The sequence below is a fragment of the Phenylobacterium sp. genome, assembly GCF_030651185.1.
In the GTDB taxonomy this organism is placed as follows: domain Bacteria; phylum Pseudomonadota; class Alphaproteobacteria; order Caulobacterales; family Caulobacteraceae; genus Phenylobacterium.
On record NZ_JAUSCJ010000013.1, the window covers coordinates 201,166 to 220,796 of the forward strand.

The following is a 19,631-nucleotide window of genomic DNA, read 5'->3' on the forward strand; positions in this document are numbered from 1 at the left end:
CTACCGCAGCTTCAGGGTGGCGAGGCCGAAGATGGCCAGCATCACCGCGATGATCCAGAAGCGGATCACCACGGTGGATTCCGACCAGCCCAGCTTTTCGAAATGGTGATGGATCGGGGCCATGCGGAACACCCGCTTGCCCGTCAGCTTGAAGGAGACGACCTGGATCATCACCGACAGGGTCTCCAGCACGAAGAGACCACCGATGATGCCCAGCACGATCTCATGCTTGGTGGCCACGGCCACGGTGCCGATGGCGCCACCGAGCGCCAGGGACCCGGTGTCGCCCATGAAGATCTTGGCCGGGGGGGCGTTGTACCAGAGGAAGCCGAGCCCGGCGCCGATCATCGCCCCGCAGAACACGCCCACCTCGCCCACGCCCGGCACGAAGTGCAGCTGCAGGTATTTCGCGAAGACGTAGTTGCCCACGAGGTAGGTGATCAGGCCGAAGGCGGCCGCGGCGATCATCACCGGCACGGTGGCCAGGCCGTCCAGGCCATCGGTGAAGTTCACGGCGTTGGCCGCGCCGACGATGATGAAGGCGCCGAAGGCCAGGTAGAACCAGCCCATGTCCAGCAGCAGGCCCTTGAAGATCGGGAAGGCCACCGAGGTGGCCAGTTCCGGCGACTCGGGCGGCCGGCCGCCATAGACGACGATCAGGGCGACGGCGGCGAGCGCGATCAGCGTCTCCAGCACCAGACGAACCCGACCGGAGATCCCGTCGGTGGTCTGCTTGGTGACCTTGGCGTAGTCGTCGGTGAAGCCCAGGACGCCGTAGCCGACGGTGACCAGGATCACCGCCCAGACATAGACGTTGGAGAGGTCCGACCACAGCAGGGTGCCCACCAGCAGGCCGGCCAGGATCATCACCCCGCCCATGGTCGGGGTCCCGGCCTTCTCCACCACGTGACGGGCGATGCCGTCGGCGCGGATCGGTTGGCCCTTGCCCTGCTTGGCCTGCATCCAGCGGATGAAGCGCGAGCCCATCAGGGCCACCACCAGCTGCGCCGTGAACAGCGCCATGCCGGTGCGGAAGGTCAGATATTTCAGGAGGTTGAGCGCAGGTATGTGCCCGCTGGCCGACATCTGCTCGTAGAGCCAGTAGAGCATCAGCCCGCCTTCCCTGAACGCGCATCAAGGGCGACCAGCGCGGCAGTCACCGCGCCCGCCTTCGAGCCGTTGGAACCCTTGACCATCACCAGATCCCCAGGCTCTGCGGCCCGGGTGACCAGCGGCACGAGCTGCGCCGCAGACTCGGCGTACCCGCCGCGCCGAGTCGACGGAAGGGCGTCCCAGAGGGATTTCATCAAAGGTCCGGCGCAGAACACCAGGTCGATGCCGGCCTCAGCCAGCGGTTGCGCCAGCCCGGCATGGTATCCGGCCCCGCCCTCGCCCAGCTCCAGCATGTCGGTCAGCGCGACGATCCGCCGCCCCGAGGCCTTGCGCGCCCCCAGGCTCTTGAAGGCCGCGGCCATGGAGATCGGATTGGCGTTGTAGCTCTCGTCGATCAGGGTGAAGGCCCCGGCCGGCAGTTGGATGGTCTTCTCCGCGCCGCGCCCTTCCAGCGGCTCGAAGGCGCCCAGGGCCGCCAGGCTGTCGCCGAGCGAGACCTCCAGGGCCTCCAGCATCAGCAGCACGGCCATGCTGTTGGGCCCCCAGTGGAAGCCCTTCTGCAGGATCGGAAAGTCCAGCGCCTTGCCGTGCAGCCGGGCCTGGACCACAGCATGGTCGGCCTGGGGCTGGAAGTCGATCAGGCGGGCGTCGCACGCCTCGCCGGCCCCGAAGCTCAGCACCTTGGCGCCGGCCTTCGTGGCCGCGTCGCTCAGCAGGTCGAACCAGGCGTTGTCGGCATTGAGGATGGCGACGCCGCCCGGCTCGATACCGTCGAAGATCTCGGCCTTGGCGCGGGCCACCCCGATCTCGCCGTCCGGGAAGTTCTCCACGTGGACCGCGCCCACCGTGGTGATGGCCACCGCGTGGGGCCGCACGAAGCGGCTGAGCGGGGTGATCTCGGCCGGGTGGTTCATGCCGATCTCGAACACCGCGCGCTCGGTGTCGCGGGGCATGCGCGCCAGGGTCAGCGGCACGCCAATGTGGTTGTTGTAGCTCTTCACCGAAGAGTGGGCCCGGCCCGACAGCGTCAGCCCGGCGCGCACGGCTTGCGTGACGCTGGTCTTGCCGACCGAGCCGGTGACCGCGCCCCGGCGGACTTGAGGCGCGCGAATCCGGGCCGCTTCTCCCAGCCTTTCCAAGGCCTTGAAGGTGTCTTCCACCAGGACGTGGGGACCGTCCACCGCCTGGCTGACCAGGGACCCCGTCGCGCCCTTGGCCAGGGCGGGGGCCACGAATTCATGGCCGTCCCGCACGCCGGCCAGGGCCACGAACAGGTCGCCGGTCTCGATGGAGCGGGTGTCGATGGAAACGCCAAGCGCGGCAAAGTCGCCGACCACCTGGCCGCCGGTCGCCCGAGCGATCTCGTCGGCGGTCCAGAGGCTCATGGCTTGCCTCGCAGGGCCTGGTCGATCTCGATCACGTCGTCGAAGGGATGCACGATTCCCGCGACGATCTGGCCCTGCTCATGGCCCTTGCCCGCCACAACCAGGACATCGCCGGCCTCGAGGAGGGACACGCCCGCGCGGATGGCCGCGCGGCGGTCGCCGATGTCCTGCATGCCCGTGGTCCCGGCCATCACCTCGGCGCGGATGGCGGCCGGGTCTTCGCTGCGGGGATTGTCATCGGTGACGATGGCGACGTCGGCGAGGCTGGCCGCGATGGCGCCCATCAGCGGACGCTTGGTGCGGTCGCGGTCGCCGCCGGCTCCGAACACCACGATCAGCTTGCCCTCGACGTGAGGCCGAAGGGCCTTCAGCACCGTCTCCAGGCCATCGGGTGTATGGGCGTAGTCGACATAGGCGACGCCGCCCCGGGGCCCGCTCCCGATCAGTTGCAGCCGGGCCGGCGCGCCCTCAAGGGTCTCCAGGGCCTTCATGACGACCGCCACCGGCTCTCCGGCCGCGATGCACAGGCCTGCCGCCACCAGGGCGTTGGAGGCCTGATAGCCGCCCAGCAGGGGCAGGTTCACCTCATAGGTCTGGCCCTGGGCTCGAATGGTCAGGTGCTGGCCCTCGAGGGTCGGGGTGCGGGCGACCAGGGTCAGGCCCTGTCCCGCCTCGCCCACCGACATCACGCTCTGGCCGTTGGTGACCGCGGCGGCGGCGAAGGCGTCATAGGCGTCGGAGTCGGCGTTGAGCACGGCGGTTCCGCCCCGCGGCAGCAGGTCGGTGAACAGCCGCAGCTTGGCGTCGCGATAGGCCTCCATCGTGACGTGATAGTCGAGGTGGTCCTGGGTCAGGTTCAGGAAGCCGGCGGCCAAGATCCGCGCCCCATCCAGGCGCCGCTGATCGACGCCATGCGACGACGCCTCCAGCGCCAGGTGGGTCACGCCCTGCGCCACCAGTTGGCTCATCAATTCGGCGACGTCAGCGGCGTCCGGCGTGGTCAGGCCGGGCGGCGTCAGTTGCGTCTCGAACCCGCCGGGGCCCGTGGCGTAGACCCCCAGCGTGCCCATGCTGGCGGCACGATGCCCGCCGGCGTTGAAGATCTGGCGGCAGAAGCCGGCGACAGAGGTCTTGCCGTTGGTGCCGGTGACGGCGACCACGGTGGCGGGCTGGTCCTTCCAGAAGGCGGCGGCGGCCAGGGCATAGGCGCGCCGCGGATCGGGGGTGACCACGAAGGGCACGCCGACGCCCGGCGCCTCACGGGTGGCGATCACCGCGGCGGCGCCAGCGGCGGCCGCGCTCTCCACGAAGGCCAGGCCATCGGCCTTGGTGCCCGGCAGGGCGGCGAACAGGAAGCCCGGCTTCACCCTGCGGCTGTCAGCCGTCACGCCCTCGATCATCGGATCGACCGCGAGGTCTCGAGCCACCAGTTGTGAAAGCCGCACGCCCATCAGTGTTCGCTCTCAATGGGCACGACGGCGTTGGCCGGGGTTGCGGGCGCCAGGTCGGGGCGCCGGGCGACGCCCAGGAACGGCGCGACGCGGTCGATCACCCGGCCGGCGGGCGGGGCGGCGGTCCAGCCGCCGGTGGCGAAGCCGTAGGTCTCGGGCGTGCCCTTGGGCTCGTCCATCAGGATCAGCACGAAATAGCGGTCGGCCTCCAGCGGGCCATCCGCAGGGAAGACTGCGGCGAAGGACGAGACCAGGATGTTGTTGGAGTAGCGGCCGCCGACGATCTTGTTGGCCGAGCCCGTCTTGCCGCCGACCCGCAGGCCCGGCGCATTGGCCTTGCCGCCGGTGCCGCGCACCACATTGACTCGCATCAGATCGAGCATGGCCCGCGACGTCTCCTCGGACACCGCGCGGGTCCCCTCGGGACGGGCGCCGGGCTTCATCGGCTTGATGGTCAGGGGCACATAGGAGCCGCCGTTGAGGATAGCCCCCATCCCGGCGGCGACCGCCAGGGGCGAGACCGAGATGGCGTGGCCAAAGGAGGTGGAGGCGACGTCGTTCTCGTTCCAGTTCCGCGGCACGATGGGCCGGGCGCTTTCCGCCAGCTCCACCGGCGTGGCGCGGGTCAGGCCAAAGGCGTCGAAGTACTTCCGCACGGTGGGCGCGCCGGCCTGCAGGGCGAGCTTGGTGGTGCCGATGTTGGACGAGTGGATGAAGATGTCGGCCACCGACATGATCTTGTTCTCGGCGTGGTAGTCGTGGATCGTCTGGCCGCCAATCTTCACCGGCTGGCGGGCGTCGAAGGTGGAGGCGAGCGTCGCCGTGCCCGAATCCAGGCCCATAGCGACGGTGAACACCTTGAAGGTCGAGCCCATCTCGTAGACTGAAGCCGCCGCGTGGTTGATCAGCTGCTCGGGCGTGGCCTTGCCGGCCAGGTTGGGGTCGAAGGTCGGATAGGAGGCGATGCCCAGGATCTCTCCGGTATGGACATTGGTGATGATGCCCACCGCGTCCCTGGCCTGGTGGGCCACGGCGGTCTTGTAGAGTTCGTCCTCAAGGGCGGCCTGGACGCGCATGTCGATGGACAGGGCCGTCGCCTGATGGCCGGCTGCGCCCTGGCGGATGGTGTCGTTCAGCGCCCGCTCGGCGCCCGACAGGCCCTCGCCGCCGGTGTCGGCGAAGCCGATCAGGTGGGCGGCGGTCGTGCCCAGCGGATAGAGGCGATGCTGCTCCGGCTCGAAGGTGACGCCTGGCAGGCCCAGCTCATGGATACGGCGGCGAACCTCCGGGGTCAGCCCCCCCACCAGGAAGCTGCGGCGTTCGCCCCGCAGGGCGCGTTCGAGGCGGGCGGTCGACAGGCCAGGCATCGCCTGGCGCAGAGCCGCGCGGGTCTCGCTGGCGTCCCAGATCTCACGGGGATCGATATAGAGGCCATAGTGCAGAAGATCGGCGGCCAGCATGGCGCCGTTGCGGTCGGTGAGGTCGGCGCGGGCGGCGCCCATGGGGGCGGTCAGGCCGTTCCCGTGCCCCACGGAGGAGAACAGGGCCATGCGCGTGGCGCCGACCCCCAGGGTCACAAACCCGGCGGCGAACAGGGCGGCCACGAAGAAGATGCGGATCCGGGTGTCGTCCTCCGCCTTGCCGGCCGCCCTGGCGCGCTCGAAGGCGTGCTCCAGGCCCCAGAGCCGCGCCTTCAGCCAGCCCCAGCCGGGCGCCTGGAAGTTCGGGTGGACCAGGCTCAAGACTTCGGCTCCCGGCGGGCGATCTGCGCCAGGGCCTCGGGGGTGACCTCGCGCGTCGCGGCGATGGGCGCCAGCCCCAGATAGCCGGTGGAGAGCTTCTCGATGCGGTTGGGCTGTTCGAGGTGACTGACCTCGGCCTTCAGCAGACGGATGCGGTCATGCTCGGCGGCGATCTGGCGCTCCACCAGGGCGATCTCCGTCCGCTCGCGGCCGGCGATGGTCTTGGCGAGATAGACCGACATGACCAGCGCGATCAGCAGCGCCAGGGCCACGACATCGACGAGGCGGAAGCCTCGGACTCGGCGATCGAGCAGGCTCATGCGGCCTCCCTCCAGACCGGCGCCTCGGTGCGGATCGCGGCGCGGAGCTTGGCCGAGCGGGCGCGCGGATTGGCGGCGGTCTCAGCGTCGGACGGCGGGTGGGCGCCCTTGAAGATCAGGTCAAAACTCGGCGGCGCGCCCGCCTGGGCCGGCGGCAGGTGACGCGAGCCGGCGGGCATCTGGCCGGCGCGGGGCGTGAAGAACGACTTCACGATCCGGTCCTCCAGCGAGTGGAAGGTCACCACCGCCAGGCGGCCGCCAGGCTTCAGCACCCGCTCGGCGGAGGCGAGGCCGGCCTCAAGTTCGGCAAGCTCGTCGTTCACGGCGATGCGCAGGCCCTGGAAGGTGCGGGTGGCGGGATGGACCTTGGCGCCGCGGCGGCCGCCCAGAACGCGCTCGACGAAGTCGGCGAACTCCAGGGTCCGCTCGAAGGGCTGCTCCTCGCGGCGGCGCGCGATGGCGCCGGCGATGCGGCGGGCCTTCTTCTCTTCGCCATAGACCCAGAAGATGCGCGACAACTCGGCAGGCTCGGCGGTGTTGATCAGCTCGGCGGCGGTCGGCCCGTTCGCGCCCATCCGCATGTCCAGCGGACCATCGCGCATAAAGGAGAAGCCGCGGTCGGCCTCGTCGAGCTGCATGGAGGAGACCCCAAGGTCCAGGGCGACCCCATCGACGGAGCCCTCCCCCAACCGCTCATCCATCTCCGAGAAGCACGCCTCGATCAGTTGGAACCGGTCACCCATCCCCTCGGCGAACCGGCGCGCGGTGGGGTCGCGGTCGAAGGCGATGACCTCCGCCCCGGTGGCCAGCAGGGCTCGCGAATAGCCGCCGGCTCCGAAGGTGCCATCGACGATCTTCTGGCCGGGACCGGGCTGCAGGGCCTCGAGCACCTCGGCCATCAGGACCGGGACGTGGGGCGCGCTCATGCGCCGACCCCGGCGCGAGCGGTGCGTTGGGCGGCGCGCAGTTGCGCCAGGCCGTCGCGGGCGATCTCGCGCTGGGCGGCGCGGTGGGCCTGGAACGCCTCGCGCTCCCAGATCTGGAACCGGTCGCCGAGGCCCACGACCACGACCCAGTCGGAAAGGCCGAACATATCGCAGAGCCCCTCGGGAAGGGTCACGCGGCCGGCGGTGTCGAAGCTCATCTTGGCCATGCCGCCCAGGATCGAAGTTTCCAGGGCCGAGCGCAGAGGGTCGCCGAAATCCATTTCGTCGATGACGCCGAGATAACGGTCCAGCAGCGTCTTTCCGCCACCCTCGATGCAGTCGGCTTCAATGGAGGGAAAGCAGATGATTCCGTCGAAGGGGCCAGAGGCGAGAGCGCGGAATTCCTGCGGCACAACGATGCGCCGCTTTGCGTCCAGCTGCTTCTCGAACGTCGAGACGAACATCCCGCCGCGCCCCAGTTAACCGGTCCCCGCTCGGACCCCTCGCTCCACCTGGCAGCACCGCAAATCGCACGGGCGCAGCCTTCAGCAGACAAGAACTGGGTTAACACGGGCTAAACTGGGCGACAATGCCTCTAAATGACTATTTGACGTAGATTCAAAGATGTCGCCGACAGTTATGGTTAACGCCGGCAAACACTCCACAGAACATACAGAGAACTTGTTAAATATAGCGGCGGAACGTCGCATAGGTTGTGGATAACTAGAGTCACGCGCAACGGCTGCGCTATCGCCCTTGCTCTACGGGTCGCCTTGAGAGGAACGATGGACCAGATGGCCTGTAAGCCGGGTTCTGTGCCGCCCGCGAACGGGCATTGGCGATCATTCCTCTGGACCGCCCATCGCTGGACGGTTCTCGCGACCTACCCGGGTGTCTCGGGCCTACGACAGCCCTACCGGCGAACCGGCGCGACACCCCTATTCGGTCTTGCTCCTGGCGGGGCTTGCCATGCCGTCCCCATTGCTGGGTCCGCGGTGCGCTCTTACCGCACCCTTTCACCCTTCCCGGCGCCGAAGCGCCGGAGGTCTGCTCTCTGTGGCGCTATCCCTAGGGTCACCCCCGGTGGGCGTTACCCACCGCCATGTCGTCGTGGAGCCCGGACTTTCCTCGCCTGCCGAAACAGGCGCGACCGCCCAGCCATCTGGTCCGCGGGCTTGATGGGCCGCGACGTCCGCCTCGTCAATCGGCCAGTCGGCCATAGATGAGCTGGTCCCAGTAGCGCCCCTTCCAGTGGGCGTGATCGCGCAGCGTGCCCTCCAGGGAAAAGCCATGCCGCTCCAGCAGGGAACAGGAGCGCGCATTGCCCATCGTCACCATCGCCTCGATGCGCCGCAGGGCGAGGTCGTTGAAGCCGAAGAAGAGGACATGGGGCAGGATCTGGCTCATCACCCCGCGCCCCCACTCAGCGCGGCGCAGGTCGTAGGCCACCTCCCCGCGACGGGCGCGGTCGAAGATCAGGTTGTTGAAGCCCACCGTACCGATCAGATCGGGCGCGCCGGCCCGTCGGATAGTCCAGCGCACGCCGCCGTCGCCCGCCGCCAGTTCGGTCCCCCAATCGATGATGTCATGGGCTTCGGCGACGCTCTCAAGCGCAGCTATGTCCATGTATTCCGCCACCAAAGGGTCACGAAACAACTCAAAAAGCCCGTCGGCGTCGTCTCTATTCAAGGGCGCCAGCCGGTATTCGCCCACCTCGAGGACACAGGTGGCGAGATCCAGGCTCATCCCAGGTCCCGCATCCGCCGCCCGATCGGGTGATCGGCCAGCGCCGCCATGACGCCCACCCGGTCGGCCGGCGTCTTGTTCTGCGACAGCTTGTGAGTCCCTTCGAACCGCTCGACCACCATCCGCGCCCCAACAATGCCGCGCAGCAGCCTGTCGAACTTGCCCTGGCTCATCTTGTGCCGTGTCCAGGGCAGCTTGGGCAGCAGACGCGCCTCTTCCATGGCCGAGAGGTCGTCCACCACGGCAATCAGGCCTGCCTCGTCCAACGCCGCAACCGGGCCTGCCACCTCCACCGAGACGTAGTTCCAGCTCGGCACGCTGTCCCTGTCGTCGTACCAGTCGGGGCTGACATAGGCGTCGGCCGCCAGGCTGACCGCCACCGCATGGAAGCCCTCAGCCACCGCCGGCGTCAGGGCGTTGCCCCGCGACAGGTGGAAGTCGAGCACCAGGGCGCCGTCGATCCGCCGCGCGATCACCGGTGTGTGGGCCACCATCGCCCGGCCACCGACCGAGGCCGCGATGGTCGAGAAGGGGAACGCCGCCAGATGTTCCAGCAGCACCGTTTCGTCTTCGATCTTGAAGAGCCCGGAGGGATGCATCAGGCGCCCAGCCGCAGCAGGGCGATCAGCCGCGCGCGGGTCTCGCCGTCGGCGATCCCGTCGATCTTCTCCTGCCGCCAGTGCCGCTGGAAGGCGGTGACCACGGCGGTGGTGTGGGCGTCGAAGGTCCCCGAGGGCGCACAGTCGAAGCCCAGCCGTGTGAACCCGGCCTGCAGGGCGAAGACGGCGGCCCCCTCCTCGCCTTCGCCGATCGGCTGGCCCGGCGCGGCGGGAACCTCGACCCACAGGCCGTGGCCGGCCTGCGCCAGCCGCTTCCAGGGGAACAGCTCGCCCGGGTCCTGCTTGCGGTCCGGCGCGACGTCGGAGTGGCCGACGATGGCGCCGTCCTCGATCGTCCAGCGGGTGCGGATCTCCGCCACCAGTTCGATCACCGCGGCGATCTGCGCCTCCGGGAAGGGCCGGTAGCCGAACTCATGGCCCGGATTGACGATCTCGATGCCCACCGAGCGGCCGTTGATGTCGCGCTCGCCCTTCCAGGATGAGACGCCGGCGTGCCAGGCCCGCCGCTCCTCGGCCACCAGGGTGAAGACCCGCCCGTCCTCCTCGACGACATAGTGGGAAGAGACCTTGGCCGCGGGGTCGCGCAGGCGCGCCAGGGCCGCCTCGCCGGTCTGCATGCCGGTATAGTGCAGGACGATCATGTCCGGCGGGGTCTTGCGGACGTCGAAATTGGGCGAGGGCGCGGGGATCGGGGTCATGCGGTGAAGGTTATTGCGACCGGTTGCGCAAGGCCACCAGCAAAGCCATCGCCTGGCTGGGCCTCAGGGCGATCACCAGGACCCCGGCCAGGGCCACCGCGGTGCCGAAGGCCATGCGCAGGTCGAAGACATCGTTGGTGAAGACCACCCCCATGGCGATGGTGGCCAGGGGCGTCATCAGGGTCAGGGGCGAGATCAGGTTCGCCTCATACTTCTGGATCAGGCTGTAATAGAGGGTGTGAGCCAGAACCGAGACCACGAGCCCTGAGAACAGGGCCGCGGCCACGAAGGGCCAGCCGGCCTCGATGCCCGCCTGCACCTGGCCCGGCTCCAGGGCCGCCGTCAGGGCCGCCATCGGCACCAGGGAGGACAGCCCCACCCAGGCCTGCAGGCGCAGGGGCTTCACCCCCTCCATCTGCTTCATCATCACCGCGCCAAGGCCGCCCAGGAAAGAGGCCGCGACGATGAACAGCAGGCCGGTGGAGATCGTGAACCCGTGCGGATCCCACATCACCGCCAGCACGCCGGTCAGGGTCAGCAGCATGCCGACGACGCGGCGGCCGGTGAGCCGCTCGCGCAGGATCAGGAAGGACAGCAGGGTGGTGATCGGCACGCCGACCTGGCTGACGATGGCCACGGCCGAGGGGCTGGCGGTCTGCAAGCCGATGAACACCAGGGCGAAGGTGCCCGCCCCCATCAGGATGCCCACCACCAGCATCCGCCAGCGCGGACGCGGCATCGGCAGCAGCCAGGGGAAGACCGCGATCAGCACCACGGCGAAACGCACGGCGGCATAGAACATCGGCGGCACGCCCAGATGGGCCACGACGAACTTCGATACGATATTGTTGGCCGCCCAGACGACGCAGACGAAGGCGAGGAGGAGAAAGTCCCGGAGCGACATAGGGCGGGCTTAGAGCGCTTTTGCGACGGTGGGAACCGTCACCCCCTGCGGCGTGTGAACCGTAGCGCCGTGAGGGTGTCGGAGAAGCCGACCACCTTGCTGTCCACCAGCCCCTGGCCGCGCGCGGCGGCCATGACCTCGACGTCCTTCAGGCCCGCCGCCTTGCCCTTGCGCGAGACGATCCACAGTGCGCCCTTGTCGCCAAGCGCCGGGATCAGTTCGGGGAGGCGGTCCAACTGCGCCAGGCTGTCGGCGGCGTAGAACAGCAGGTCAAGATCGGCGAGGTCGTCGACGGGCGCCGCATCGCGCGCGGCCAGTTCGCCGCCCAGAGCGTCGTCGGCGACGTTCAGCACCGCCACCCGCATGCCGGGCTTCACCCCCAGCTTGTCGAGCCGGCTCCTAGGGTTGAGGATCGCGTCGGCCCAGTTGGCGGCCGCCTTGTCGCCGAGCGCGAACCGCGAGCCGTCGGCCAGGACCAGATCGCCGGCCTCGGCGCGGACGCCCTTCAGCGCCTCGCCCTCGAACACCCGCCGCTCGGTTCCGCGAAACAGCAGCTTCGGCGCTTCGTACTGCAGACGTCCGGCGTCCTCGCCGTCCGTGAATGTCGCGCGGACCTCCGCGTCCTTGCCCATGGCGTCCCTCCCCGTCCGCGGCCAGATTGGCGATGCGGACGGGGTGGCGCAAGCCTACCGCTTGGGCGACTTGCCGTCGCGCGGCACGGGCGGCGGCTTGCCCTGATTGCGCCGGGCAGGCGCCGAGAGATTGCCCAGGAAAGCGAAGGACAGCAGGGCGTGGTCCATCTTCGTCACGGTCATTTGGCGTCTCCTTGACCAGCTGGTCGAGCCAGAAAGAGACGCGAAGCGGCTTCCAGGGGCTTGCCCCCTCCTAGTCGTCAGCGCGTCGGAGGCTCAGGGTCCGACGGCCAGGCCGGAAAAGCAAGAAAAACATCCGTCTACGGATTAAATCAGCCCACGGATTATCTCTTAAGTCATTGATTTTATTTGATTGCAATTCTCACAGACGCGGCGGACCGCGGCGAGGCGTCGCGCGCAAGACACACCGTTCGGAGGACCGGTTCGGCCCTTGATCGGGCTCGAAGGCCCCCGCCATTAATGATCTGTATACGGCGCATATTCACGCCCCGACGCGAGCCGCTCCTCCTCCCTTGGAAAGGGAGGAGGAAGGCTTGAGTCCTAGGCGGCCTTGCCCAGGGACAGGGTCTCGTAGCGGGCCAGGTGATGATCGGTCGAGCCGAAGGCCGCCTCGATCATGGTGGCGCGCTTGAAGTAGTGGCCGATGGCCATCTCGTCGGTCATGCCCATGCCGCCGTGGATCTGGATGGCGTTCTGGCCGACGAACTTGCAGGCCTTGCCGATCTGCACCTTGGCCGCCGAGACGCCCTTGGCCCGCTCGACATCGCTGTCGGCCAGCTTGATGTCGGCCATGTAAGTCATGGAGATCGACTGTTCGAGCTGGATGAACATGTCCACCATCCGGTGCTGCAGCACCTGGAAGCTGGAGATCGGCTGGCCGAACTGCTTGCGCTGGCGGGCGTATTCCACCGTGCCCTCGTGCAGCTGGCGCAGCACGCCGCAAGCCTCGGCGCAGGTCGCGGCCAAGGCCTCGTCCATCACCTTCTCCACCAGCGGGAGGGCCTGGCCCTCGGGGCCGATCATGGCCTCGGCGCCCACGGCGACATTCTCGAAATAGACCTCCGAGGCGCGGAAGCCGTCGACGGTGGGATAGTCCCGCGTGGTCACGCCCTTGGCGCCCTTGGGCACGATGAACACCGAGACGCCTTGCGCCTCGCGCTGGCCGCCGCCGGTCCGCGCCGTGACGATCAGGTGGGTGGCGTAGGGCGCGCCGATGACGACGGCCTTGTGGCCGTTGAGCACGTAGCCGCCGCCGTCCTTCTTGGCCGTGGTCTTCAGGTCGGTGACGGTGTAGCGGCCCTGGGGTTCGGCATAGGCAAAGGCGATGATGGCCTCACCGGCGATGATCTTTCCGATCAGCTCGTCAGCGCCGGCCGGCTTGCCGTGCTTGAGGAAGCCGCCGCCGATCACCACGGTGGGCAGGTAAGGCTCGACCACCAAGGCCTTACCCAGTTCTTCCATGATCACCATGTTGTCGGTGGAGCCGCCGCCCAGGCCGCCCTGCTCTTCCGAGAAGGCCGCGCCCAGGATGCCGAGTTCGTCGGCGAAGGCCTTCCAGACCTGGGGCCGCCAGCCGGGCTCGGCCTTCAGCGCCGCACGGCGCTGATCGAAGCTGTAGTTGTCGGCCAGATAGCTGGCGACCGTGTCGCGCAGCATCGACTGTTCTTCGGTGAAGCTGAAATCCATGTTCGTCCCCAAGGGTCGTGGGCCGCCGGTGTCCTCCCTGGCGGCCGGTCAGTGTTCTAACGTCGGTGGCTAGAGCCCCAGCACCATCTTGGCGATGATATTGCGCTGGATCTCGTTGGAGCCGCCGTAGATCGAGGTCTTGCGGCCGTTGAAATAGTCGCCGGCCGTGTCGATGGAATGCAGGGGGCCGACGCCGGAGTTGTGGCCGCCCTCCCCAAGGAACGGCGCGCCGTAGTGGCCCGCGGCCTCCAGGGCCAGCTCCTGCAGGCGCTGTTGGATCTCGGTGCCCTTGATCTTCAGGATCGAGCTCTCGGTCCCCGGACCCTTGCCGCTGCTTTCGCCGGCCAGGGTGCGCAGTTCGGTGAACTCCAGCGCCCTCAGGTCGATCTCCAGCTCGGCCACCTTGCGCCGGAAGAAGGCGTCGGCCAGCAGCGAACCGCCGGCGTCTGACAGCTCGGTGGAGGCCATCTCGCGGACCCGCTCCAGGCCGCGCTTGGAGCGCGCCACCCCGGCGATGCCGGAGCGCTCATGGGCCAGCAGCGCCTTGGCGCAGGTCCAGCCCTGGTTCTCGTGGAAGACCCGGTTCTCCACCGGCACCTTCACGTTGTCCAGGAAGACGTCGTTGACCTCGTGGCCGCCCTCCAGGGTGATGATCGGCCGCACGGTGACGCCCGGCGTCTTCATGTCGATCAGCAGGAAGCTGATGCCGGCCTGCGGCTTGGAGTCGGGGTCGGTGCGGACCAGGAAGAAGCCCCAGTCGGCGTGCTGGCCGAGCGTCGTCCACGTCTTCTGGCCGTTGACGATGTAATAGTCCTGGCCGTCCTCGGTGACGCGCTCAGCGCGGGTCTTGAGCGAGGCGAGGTCGGAGCCGGCGCCGGGCTCGGAATAGCCCTGGCACCACCAGATCTTGCCGTCGCGGATGTCGGGCAGGAACTTGGCTTTCTGCTCCTCGGTCCCGAAGGTGTAGATCACCGGCGCCAGCATCGCGACGCCGAAGGGCAGGATGCCCAGGGTGTCGGCGCGGGCCTGCTCCTCGGACCAGATGTACTTCTGGGTGGGGGTCCAGTCGGTCCCGCCCCACTCTTTAGGCCACGACGGCGCAGACCAGCCCTTCTCCGCCAGGATGCGGTGCCAGGAGAGATAGTCCTCCTTGCCCAGGGTTTCGCCGCGCTCCTGCTTGTCGCGCAGGGCCTTGGGATATTTGTCCGCGAGGAAGGCGCGGGCCTCTTCACGGAAGGCGTTATCTTCGGGCGAGAAATCGAGGTTCATCACAAGGCTCCCTGGCGCTTCCGCTTACAGCGTATTGCGTGCGGCCGGACCATAGGCAAACGCCTTCGCCTTGGGAAGATGACGTTGACGTCAGCGTCAACAAAAACCCCGGGAAAATGTCAGGCCTTGGCCAGATACGCGTCCACCTGCGCCACCCTGGACGCGATCTCGTCGGGCGCAAGGAACGAGCCCGTGAAGCTGTTGCGGGCAAGGGTCGCCAGCTCATCGCGGGACAGGCCCAGAGCCTGGGTGGTCGCCGTCCAGTTCTCGCCGATATAGCCGCCGAAATAGGCCGGGTCGTCGGAGTTGATGGTCGCCTTCAGGCCCAGGTCCAGCATGCGCTTCAGCGGGTGGTTGGCGAGATCGTCCACCACGCAGAGCTTCAGGTTCGACAGCGGGCAGACCGTCAGGGTCATGCCATCGGCCACCAGGCGCTTCACCAGGGCCGGATCCTCGAGCGAACGATTGCCGTGGTCGATGCGGTCGACGGCCAGACCGTCCAGCGCCTCCCAGACATATTCCGGCGGCCCCTCTTCACCCGCATGGGCCGAGAGCTTCAGGCCACGCTCGCGAGAGGCCTTGAACACCTTGGCGAACTTGCTGGGCGGATGGCCAAGCTCCGAGGAATCCAGCCCCACTCCCACGATGCGGTCCAGGTAAGGCTCGGCGTCCTTGAGCGTCTTGAAGGCATCCTCCTCCGACAGGTGCCGCAGGTAGCTGAGGATCAACTTGGAGGTGACGCCCAGTTCCCGCTCGGCCTGGGCCATGCCGGCCAGCAGGCCGTCGGCGGCGACGGCGAAGGGGATGCCCCGCTCGGTGTGGGTCTGAGGATCGAAGAAGATCTCGGCATGCACCGTCCCGTCGGCGGCGGCGCGCCGGAAATAGGCCAGGGCCAGGTCGCGGAAATCCTCCTGCGTCTGCAGCACGCCCGCGCCCCGGTAGTAGATGTCCAGGAAGTCCTGCAGGTTGGAGAAGGCGTAGGCGGAGCGGACCTCCTCCACGCTCTTGAACGGCAGGTCGATGCGGTTGCGGCGCGCGAACTCGAACATCTGCTCAGGCTCGAGGCTGCCCTCGATGTGCAGGTGGAGTTCGGCCTTGGGCAGGCCACGGATGAAGTCGGCGGTCGATTGCATGGTCGCTATCTCCTGGCGGCCGGGGCCGTCCGTCAAGGCAGCTTGAACTTCATCTGGATGACGATCTTGCCGTCCTTGATCCGCCGGTCGCCCTTCTGCGGATGGAAGCCCTTGGCGAGTTGCAGGGCGAAGGCGCCCACATTGGCCCCCTTCGGCGTCTCCGACAGCACCACGCAGTCGCGCAGGCTCTGCCCCGCCGCCACCCGGCACTGGACTGTCGCCAGCCCCTGGCCGGCCATCACGCTTGTCGCGGCCGCGGCCGCGGCGATCCAGATCATCCTCGGGCTCTCCTGATTTCGCCCCACATGAAGCGAACCTTCGCCGGACACCAGCCGTTCCCGATCTTGCGTCCCAGCGCCGAGACGCGCATCAGACGGACCCTATGCCGCGTATCATCACCTACAATGTACACCGTTGCGTCGGCACGGACCGCCGCCTGGACGTGGGCCGCATCGCCGATGTCATCGCCAGCCTCCAGCCCGACATCGTCGCGCTGCAGGAACTGGACGTCGGGCGGATGCGCACCGGCATGGTCGACCAGGCCCATGAGATCGCCCAGCGCCTGAAGATGGCGGTCCACTTCCACGCCGCCATGCAGGTCGAGGAGGAGCTCTACGGCGACGCCATCCTCACCACCTACCCTGAGCACCTCGTCCAGGTCGGGCCCCTCCCCGGCTATGGCCGCATCCCGCAACTGGAGCCGCGGGGCGCCCTGTGGATCTGCGTGGAGATCGACGGCAAGCGGGTGCAGATCATCAACACGCACCTGGGCCTGGTGCCCAGGGAACAGCAGCTGCAGGCCGCCTGCCTGGCCGGCCCCGCCTGGCTGGACCATCCGAAATGCGTGGGCCCGACGATCCTGCTGGGGGACTTCAACGCCAGCCCGACCTCGGTGGTCTATCGGACCCTGATCGGCCGGCTGCAGGGCGCGCGCCGGCTGGCGCCGAACAAGAAGCCGACCTCGACCTTCCCGTCGGCCCTGCCGGTGGTGCGGATCGACCATCTTTTTGTCAGCCCGGAAATCCAGGTGACGGACCTTTCTGCGCCCTTCAACCCGCTCACCCGCGCGGCGTCGGATCACCTGCCGCTGGTCATGGATTTCGAGATTTCGTGAGCGCGACAGCCTCGTCGCTCTCGTCGCCTCCCCGCAACAGCCGTCCCTGACCCAAGGCTCTGGCCTCGGCGTAGAGCCGGTCGCGGCGGCGGCCGGGCCGCCATGAGTCGCTGACATTCACTGGGTCGCCCAGGTGGTAGGCGGCGACGAATTCCCCGAAGGCGGTCATCTTCATGGGCAGGATCGGTGACAGCCGTCCCTCGCGGTTTAGGGCGTCGATCCCGGCGATCAGGCTGCCACGCTCCTGCTGCGCCTTGGCCACCGCGTCGCCCGTATAGCCGAGGAAGTGCCCGATGGACCGGTCTCGGAAGGCCTTGATGTTCAGCCGCGACCGCTCGGTGGTGGCCTCAATCGCCAGCTCCAGTTCGGTGTCAAAACCCCCGGAGCGGTTGTTCAGATTGGCCGAGCCGACCCGGGCGAGGGTGTCGTCGATGATGGTGCTCTTGGAATGCACGATGATCTTCGTGCCGGCCGGCGTGATCGGAAAATAGGCGCGGAACCGCCCGAACACGTCGGAGGCGCGCAGGCGCCACAGCATGTTGGACCGCGCCCGGTCCATGGTGAGTTGATCAAACCAGCTGGGACTGGCGCCTGTGGAGATCAGCACGACCTCAGGCCCGTTCGGCTCGGCCAGGCGGGCGGCAAGGGCCTCGGCGATCAGCGGTGAGGTGAAGTACTGGTTCTCAAGATAGATGACGTCCCTGGCGGCGTGGATCGACGCGTGGGTCAGACGCCGTATCTCCTCCACCTGCGGCTCCTGACGCCAGGCGGGCATGGTCCGGGCGATGCCGACCTCCATGTCCAGCAGGTGGGCGGGGACATGGGCGGGCCAGGGATCGGTGTCCATCTCCGGGGGCGGCGGCACGACTTCCTGGGTGGCCCGATGCCACCGCTCGCGGGCCAGGTCGCCTAGGTCCTTGGCCACCGGACCATCCACCATCAGCATCACTTCGTGGCGAGGCGCATGGCACTCCTGGTCGGGCATGATCCGGCGAGGTTCGTGGTCCCGGTGTCCCGGGGTGTCCCAGCGGTCGACGCAGATGTCGCCGCTGGCGCAGATGGCCAGCTTGTCATCGACCACCAGCAGTTTCTGATGATGGCAGGCGCCCATGGGCACGGCGTCGTCCAGGCGGAATTTGACGCCGGTCTTCTCGAACCACTTGCGCGCCTTGTGGGGGAAGAACTCCTGGCTCGCCGCGATCGGCAGGGCCGACTTCCAGATCAGCAGGCGAATATCCAGCTCGGGGCGGGCGCGCGACAGTTCCACCAGGATACGGCCGGCCTCGTCGGCGTCATCAGGGGTTTCCTGGCCGTCCGGGAACAGGCGGGTGCGGGGGTCGAAGGCCCAGCCCAGCAGCAGCACCGAACGCTTGGCCTTGCGCAGCGCCTCAAAGACGGCGGTGTAGTAGGCCTCGGTGTCGATCAGGAAGGCGGCGCGGTTGGCCCGGCCGACGCGCCAAGCTGTGTCACCGGGTTTCAATACGCTCATCGACCAACTGAAACCCCTGTGGACACGCTTGCAAGAAAGCCTGCGCCTAGGTCGGGTTCCCGTCGAGTCCGCGCAAGTCCGGAACCCGGGGAGATCAAAGAAAAGAGCGCGCCGACTCTGGGGGGCCGACGCGCTCCATCAAGGGCGGTTCGAGAGACTAGCCCTTGAAGGCTTGGCAGGATCCGCTGAGTTCGGTGGCCAGGCGGGCCTTGCGCTCGGCATTGGTGGTCTTGGCTTCGCGGCGGCCGGCGTCCTCGGCGACGGAGGCCTTGTCCATGACCGCCATGGAGCGGGTCTTGCTGGCGCTCTTCAGCCAGGCGTCCAGGTCGGCGGTGTCGGCGGCCGCCGAGGTGGCGATGCCGCGGCAGCGGCTGGCCTTGATGAAGTCCACATCGGTGACCTGGGCGGCGGCCAGGGCGGAGCCGGCGGCCATCAGGGTGGCGGCGGCGGCGAGCGTGAAAGCGGCGATACGCATGGTGTTTTTCCCTCGAACAACGATGGGCTGAACCTGCCCGTACGCCTCTGATGCTTCAAATGAATTCGCAGCAACATTAAGTATTCGAACCTTACCGATCCTTAATCATCGAACCTCGTTACTTTCAAAATATAAACATCTTGTAATGTTGCGTTCGGTTCGGCAGAACATCGATATGGCCCAGCCCGACCTCCAGCTCGATGTCGCCGGTGTGAACGCCCTGATGGCGCGCGCCTTTCCCGATGCGCCCGCCGAGGCCCTGCCGCAGGTGACGGCGCTCGCCCCCGGCCGCGCCCATATCGTGCGCGTCTATGGCGGCGGCATGCTGCGCCCCGGCGGGGTGATCTCCGGTCCCAACCTGATGAGCCTGGCCGACACCGCGGCCTACGCTCTGATCCTGGCCCATATCGGCGACCAGCTGATGGCGGTGACCAGTTCGCTGGTGATGAATTTCCTGCGCGGCGCCGTCCCCGGGGACCTGCATGCCGAGGCGAGCTTCTTGCGCCTTGGCCGCCGCATCGCCGTCTGCGACGTCAAACTTTGGACCGAGAGCCCGGACAGGCTGGCGGCCCAGGCCACCGTGACCTACGCTATCCCCTCATGAGTGACCTGCCGCTTCGCCCCCCCGCCCCGATCAAGACCCCCTGCATCAAGGTCTGCGTCATCGATGGTGAAACCGGCCTCTGCATGGGCTGCTACCGGGAGCTGACCGAGGTCGCCGCCTGGCAGAAGCTGTCGGATGAGGACCGCGCCCGGATCATGACCGAGCTGCCCACCCGCCGGTCGCGCATCAGCCCCGAAAAGCTGGCGATGTTCTCCTAAAACAGCCCCGCGTTCACCGGTTGCAAACACCCGCCGCCGTAACCTGCCCGTTCAACAAGGCCGAGAACGGTCGGGCAGCGCCGGG

At 68.0% G+C, this 19,631-nt stretch carries 22 protein-coding genes and 1 other RNA gene; 3 read left to right on the forward strand and 20 right to left on the reverse strand.

Annotated features, from left to right (window positions below; translation table 11 throughout):
• The 18 genes from mraY to Q7J39_RS06185 form a co-directional block, all read right to left on the reverse strand.
• The gene (mraY, locus tag Q7J39_RS06100; protein WP_304821477.1) at positions 1 to 1,110 is read right to left on the reverse strand and encodes a phospho-N-acetylmuramoyl-pentapeptide-transferase; all 1,110 of its coding nucleotides are present in this window, start codon (positions 1,108 to 1,110) and stop codon (positions 1 to 3) included.
• The gene (gene murF, locus Q7J39_RS06105) at positions 1,110 to 2,498 is read right to left on the reverse strand and encodes a UDP-N-acetylmuramoyl-tripeptide--D-alanyl-D-alanine ligase (protein ID WP_304821479.1); all 1,389 of its coding nucleotides are present in this window, start codon (positions 2,496 to 2,498) and stop codon (positions 1,110 to 1,112) included. The genes mraY and murF overlap by 1 nt, the downstream gene beginning before the upstream one ends.
• Entirely contained in the window at positions 2,495 to 3,949 is a 1,455-nt protein-coding gene (locus Q7J39_RS06110; RefSeq protein WP_304821481.1) for a UDP-N-acetylmuramoyl-L-alanyl-D-glutamate--2,6-diaminopimelate ligase, read from the reverse strand. Before Q7J39_RS06110 ends, murF begins: the two co-directional genes overlap by 4 nt.
• Complete coding sequence (locus Q7J39_RS06115) at positions 3,949 to 5,691, reverse strand: penicillin-binding protein 2 (RefSeq protein WP_304821483.1); 1,743 nt, start codon at positions 5,689 to 5,691, stop codon at positions 3,949 to 3,951. Before Q7J39_RS06115 ends, Q7J39_RS06110 begins: the two co-directional genes overlap by 1 nt.
• On the reverse strand, positions 5,688 to 6,011 hold the full coding sequence (locus tag Q7J39_RS06120) for a cell division protein (RefSeq protein WP_304821485.1): 324 nt from the start codon (positions 6,009 to 6,011) through the stop codon (positions 5,688 to 5,690). Before Q7J39_RS06120 ends, Q7J39_RS06115 begins: the two co-directional genes overlap by 4 nt.
• A complete protein-coding gene (gene rsmH, locus Q7J39_RS06125) occupies positions 6,008 to 6,937 on the reverse strand; it encodes a 16S rRNA (cytosine(1402)-N(4))-methyltransferase RsmH (RefSeq protein WP_304821487.1) in 930 nt (309 codons plus the stop codon). Before rsmH ends, Q7J39_RS06120 begins: the two co-directional genes overlap by 4 nt.
• Positions 6,934 to 7,401 (reverse strand): division/cell wall cluster transcriptional repressor MraZ, encoded by a 468-nt coding sequence (locus tag Q7J39_RS06130; protein WP_304821489.1) that lies wholly within the window; start codon positions 7,399 to 7,401, stop codon positions 6,934 to 6,936. Before Q7J39_RS06130 ends, rsmH begins: the two co-directional genes overlap by 4 nt.
• Positions 7,402 to 7,723: 322 nt before the next feature.
• An RNA gene (rnpB, locus tag Q7J39_RS06135) (RNase P RNA component class A) lies at positions 7,724 to 8,103 on the reverse strand.
• Between the two features lie 34 nt (positions 8,104 to 8,137).
• The gene (locus tag Q7J39_RS06140; RefSeq protein WP_304821491.1) at positions 8,138 to 8,683 is read right to left on the reverse strand and encodes a GNAT family N-acetyltransferase; all 546 of its coding nucleotides are present in this window, start codon (positions 8,681 to 8,683) and stop codon (positions 8,138 to 8,140) included.
• The gene (locus tag Q7J39_RS06145; RefSeq protein ID WP_304821493.1) at positions 8,680 to 9,282 is read right to left on the reverse strand and encodes an FMN-binding negative transcriptional regulator; all 603 of its coding nucleotides are present in this window, start codon (positions 9,280 to 9,282) and stop codon (positions 8,680 to 8,682) included. Before Q7J39_RS06145 ends, Q7J39_RS06140 begins: the two co-directional genes overlap by 4 nt.
• A complete protein-coding gene (locus Q7J39_RS06150; protein WP_304821495.1) occupies positions 9,282 to 10,001 on the reverse strand; it encodes an N-acetylmuramoyl-L-alanine amidase in 720 nt (239 codons plus the stop codon). The genes Q7J39_RS06145 and Q7J39_RS06150 overlap by 1 nt, the downstream gene beginning before the upstream one ends.
• 10 nt (positions 10,002 to 10,011) lie before the next feature.
• On the reverse strand, positions 10,012 to 10,905 hold the full coding sequence (locus Q7J39_RS06155; protein WP_304821497.1) for a DMT family transporter: 894 nt from the start codon (positions 10,903 to 10,905) through the stop codon (positions 10,012 to 10,014).
• A gap of 38 nt (positions 10,906 to 10,943) precedes the next feature.
• A complete protein-coding gene (locus tag Q7J39_RS06160) occupies positions 10,944 to 11,537 on the reverse strand; it encodes a DUF3052 family protein (RefSeq protein ID WP_304821499.1) in 594 nt (197 codons plus the stop codon).
• A gap of 54 nt (positions 11,538 to 11,591) precedes the next feature.
• Positions 11,592 to 11,720 (reverse strand): hypothetical protein, encoded by a 129-nt coding sequence (locus Q7J39_RS06165; protein WP_304821501.1) that lies wholly within the window; start codon positions 11,718 to 11,720, stop codon positions 11,592 to 11,594.
• Between the two features lie 378 nt (positions 11,721 to 12,098).
• A complete protein-coding gene (locus Q7J39_RS06170; RefSeq protein WP_304821503.1) occupies positions 12,099 to 13,244 on the reverse strand; it encodes an acyl-CoA dehydrogenase family protein in 1,146 nt (381 codons plus the stop codon).
• A gap of 69 nt (positions 13,245 to 13,313) precedes the next feature.
• On the reverse strand, positions 13,314 to 14,513 hold the full coding sequence (locus Q7J39_RS06175) for an acyl-CoA dehydrogenase family protein (protein ID WP_304821505.1): 1,200 nt from the start codon (positions 14,511 to 14,513) through the stop codon (positions 13,314 to 13,316).
• Between the two features lie 119 nt (positions 14,514 to 14,632).
• On the reverse strand, positions 14,633 to 15,646 hold the full coding sequence (locus Q7J39_RS06180; RefSeq protein ID WP_304821507.1) for an adenosine deaminase: 1,014 nt from the start codon (positions 15,644 to 15,646) through the stop codon (positions 14,633 to 14,635).
• 32 nt (positions 15,647 to 15,678) lie between these two features.
• On the reverse strand, positions 15,679 to 15,924 hold the full coding sequence (locus Q7J39_RS06185; RefSeq protein ID WP_304821509.1) for a hypothetical protein: 246 nt from the start codon (positions 15,922 to 15,924) through the stop codon (positions 15,679 to 15,681).
• Between the two features lie 104 nt (positions 15,925 to 16,028).
• Here Q7J39_RS06185 and Q7J39_RS06190 point away from each other — a divergent pair, with 104 nt between their 5' ends.
• The gene (locus tag Q7J39_RS06190) at positions 16,029 to 16,760 is read left to right on the forward strand and encodes an endonuclease/exonuclease/phosphatase family protein (RefSeq protein ID WP_304821511.1); all 732 of its coding nucleotides are present in this window, start codon (positions 16,029 to 16,031) and stop codon (positions 16,758 to 16,760) included.
• Here Q7J39_RS06190 and Q7J39_RS06195 read toward each other — a convergent pair.
• Both Q7J39_RS06195 and Q7J39_RS06200 read right to left on the reverse strand, forming a co-directional pair.
• Complete coding sequence (locus Q7J39_RS06195) at positions 16,738 to 18,249, reverse strand: phospholipase D-like domain-containing protein (protein ID WP_304821513.1); 1,512 nt, start codon at positions 18,247 to 18,249, stop codon at positions 16,738 to 16,740. The two genes, Q7J39_RS06190 and Q7J39_RS06195, sit on opposite strands and share 23 nt — an antisense overlap.
• A 157-nt stretch (positions 18,250 to 18,406) precedes the next feature.
• Entirely contained in the window at positions 18,407 to 18,724 is a 318-nt protein-coding gene (locus Q7J39_RS06200) for a hypothetical protein (RefSeq protein WP_304821515.1), read from the reverse strand.
• 175 nt (positions 18,725 to 18,899) lie between these two features.
• Between Q7J39_RS06200 and Q7J39_RS06205 the strand changes: the two genes are divergently transcribed.
• On the forward strand, positions 18,900 to 19,328 hold the full coding sequence (locus tag Q7J39_RS06205) for a PaaI family thioesterase (RefSeq protein ID WP_304821517.1): 429 nt from the start codon (positions 18,900 to 18,902) through the stop codon (positions 19,326 to 19,328).
• Positions 19,325 to 19,546 (forward strand): DUF1289 domain-containing protein, encoded by a 222-nt coding sequence (locus Q7J39_RS06210; protein WP_304821519.1) that lies wholly within the window; start codon positions 19,325 to 19,327, stop codon positions 19,544 to 19,546. Before Q7J39_RS06205 ends, Q7J39_RS06210 begins: the two co-directional genes overlap by 4 nt.
• Positions 19,547 to 19,631: the final 85 nt, after the last annotated feature.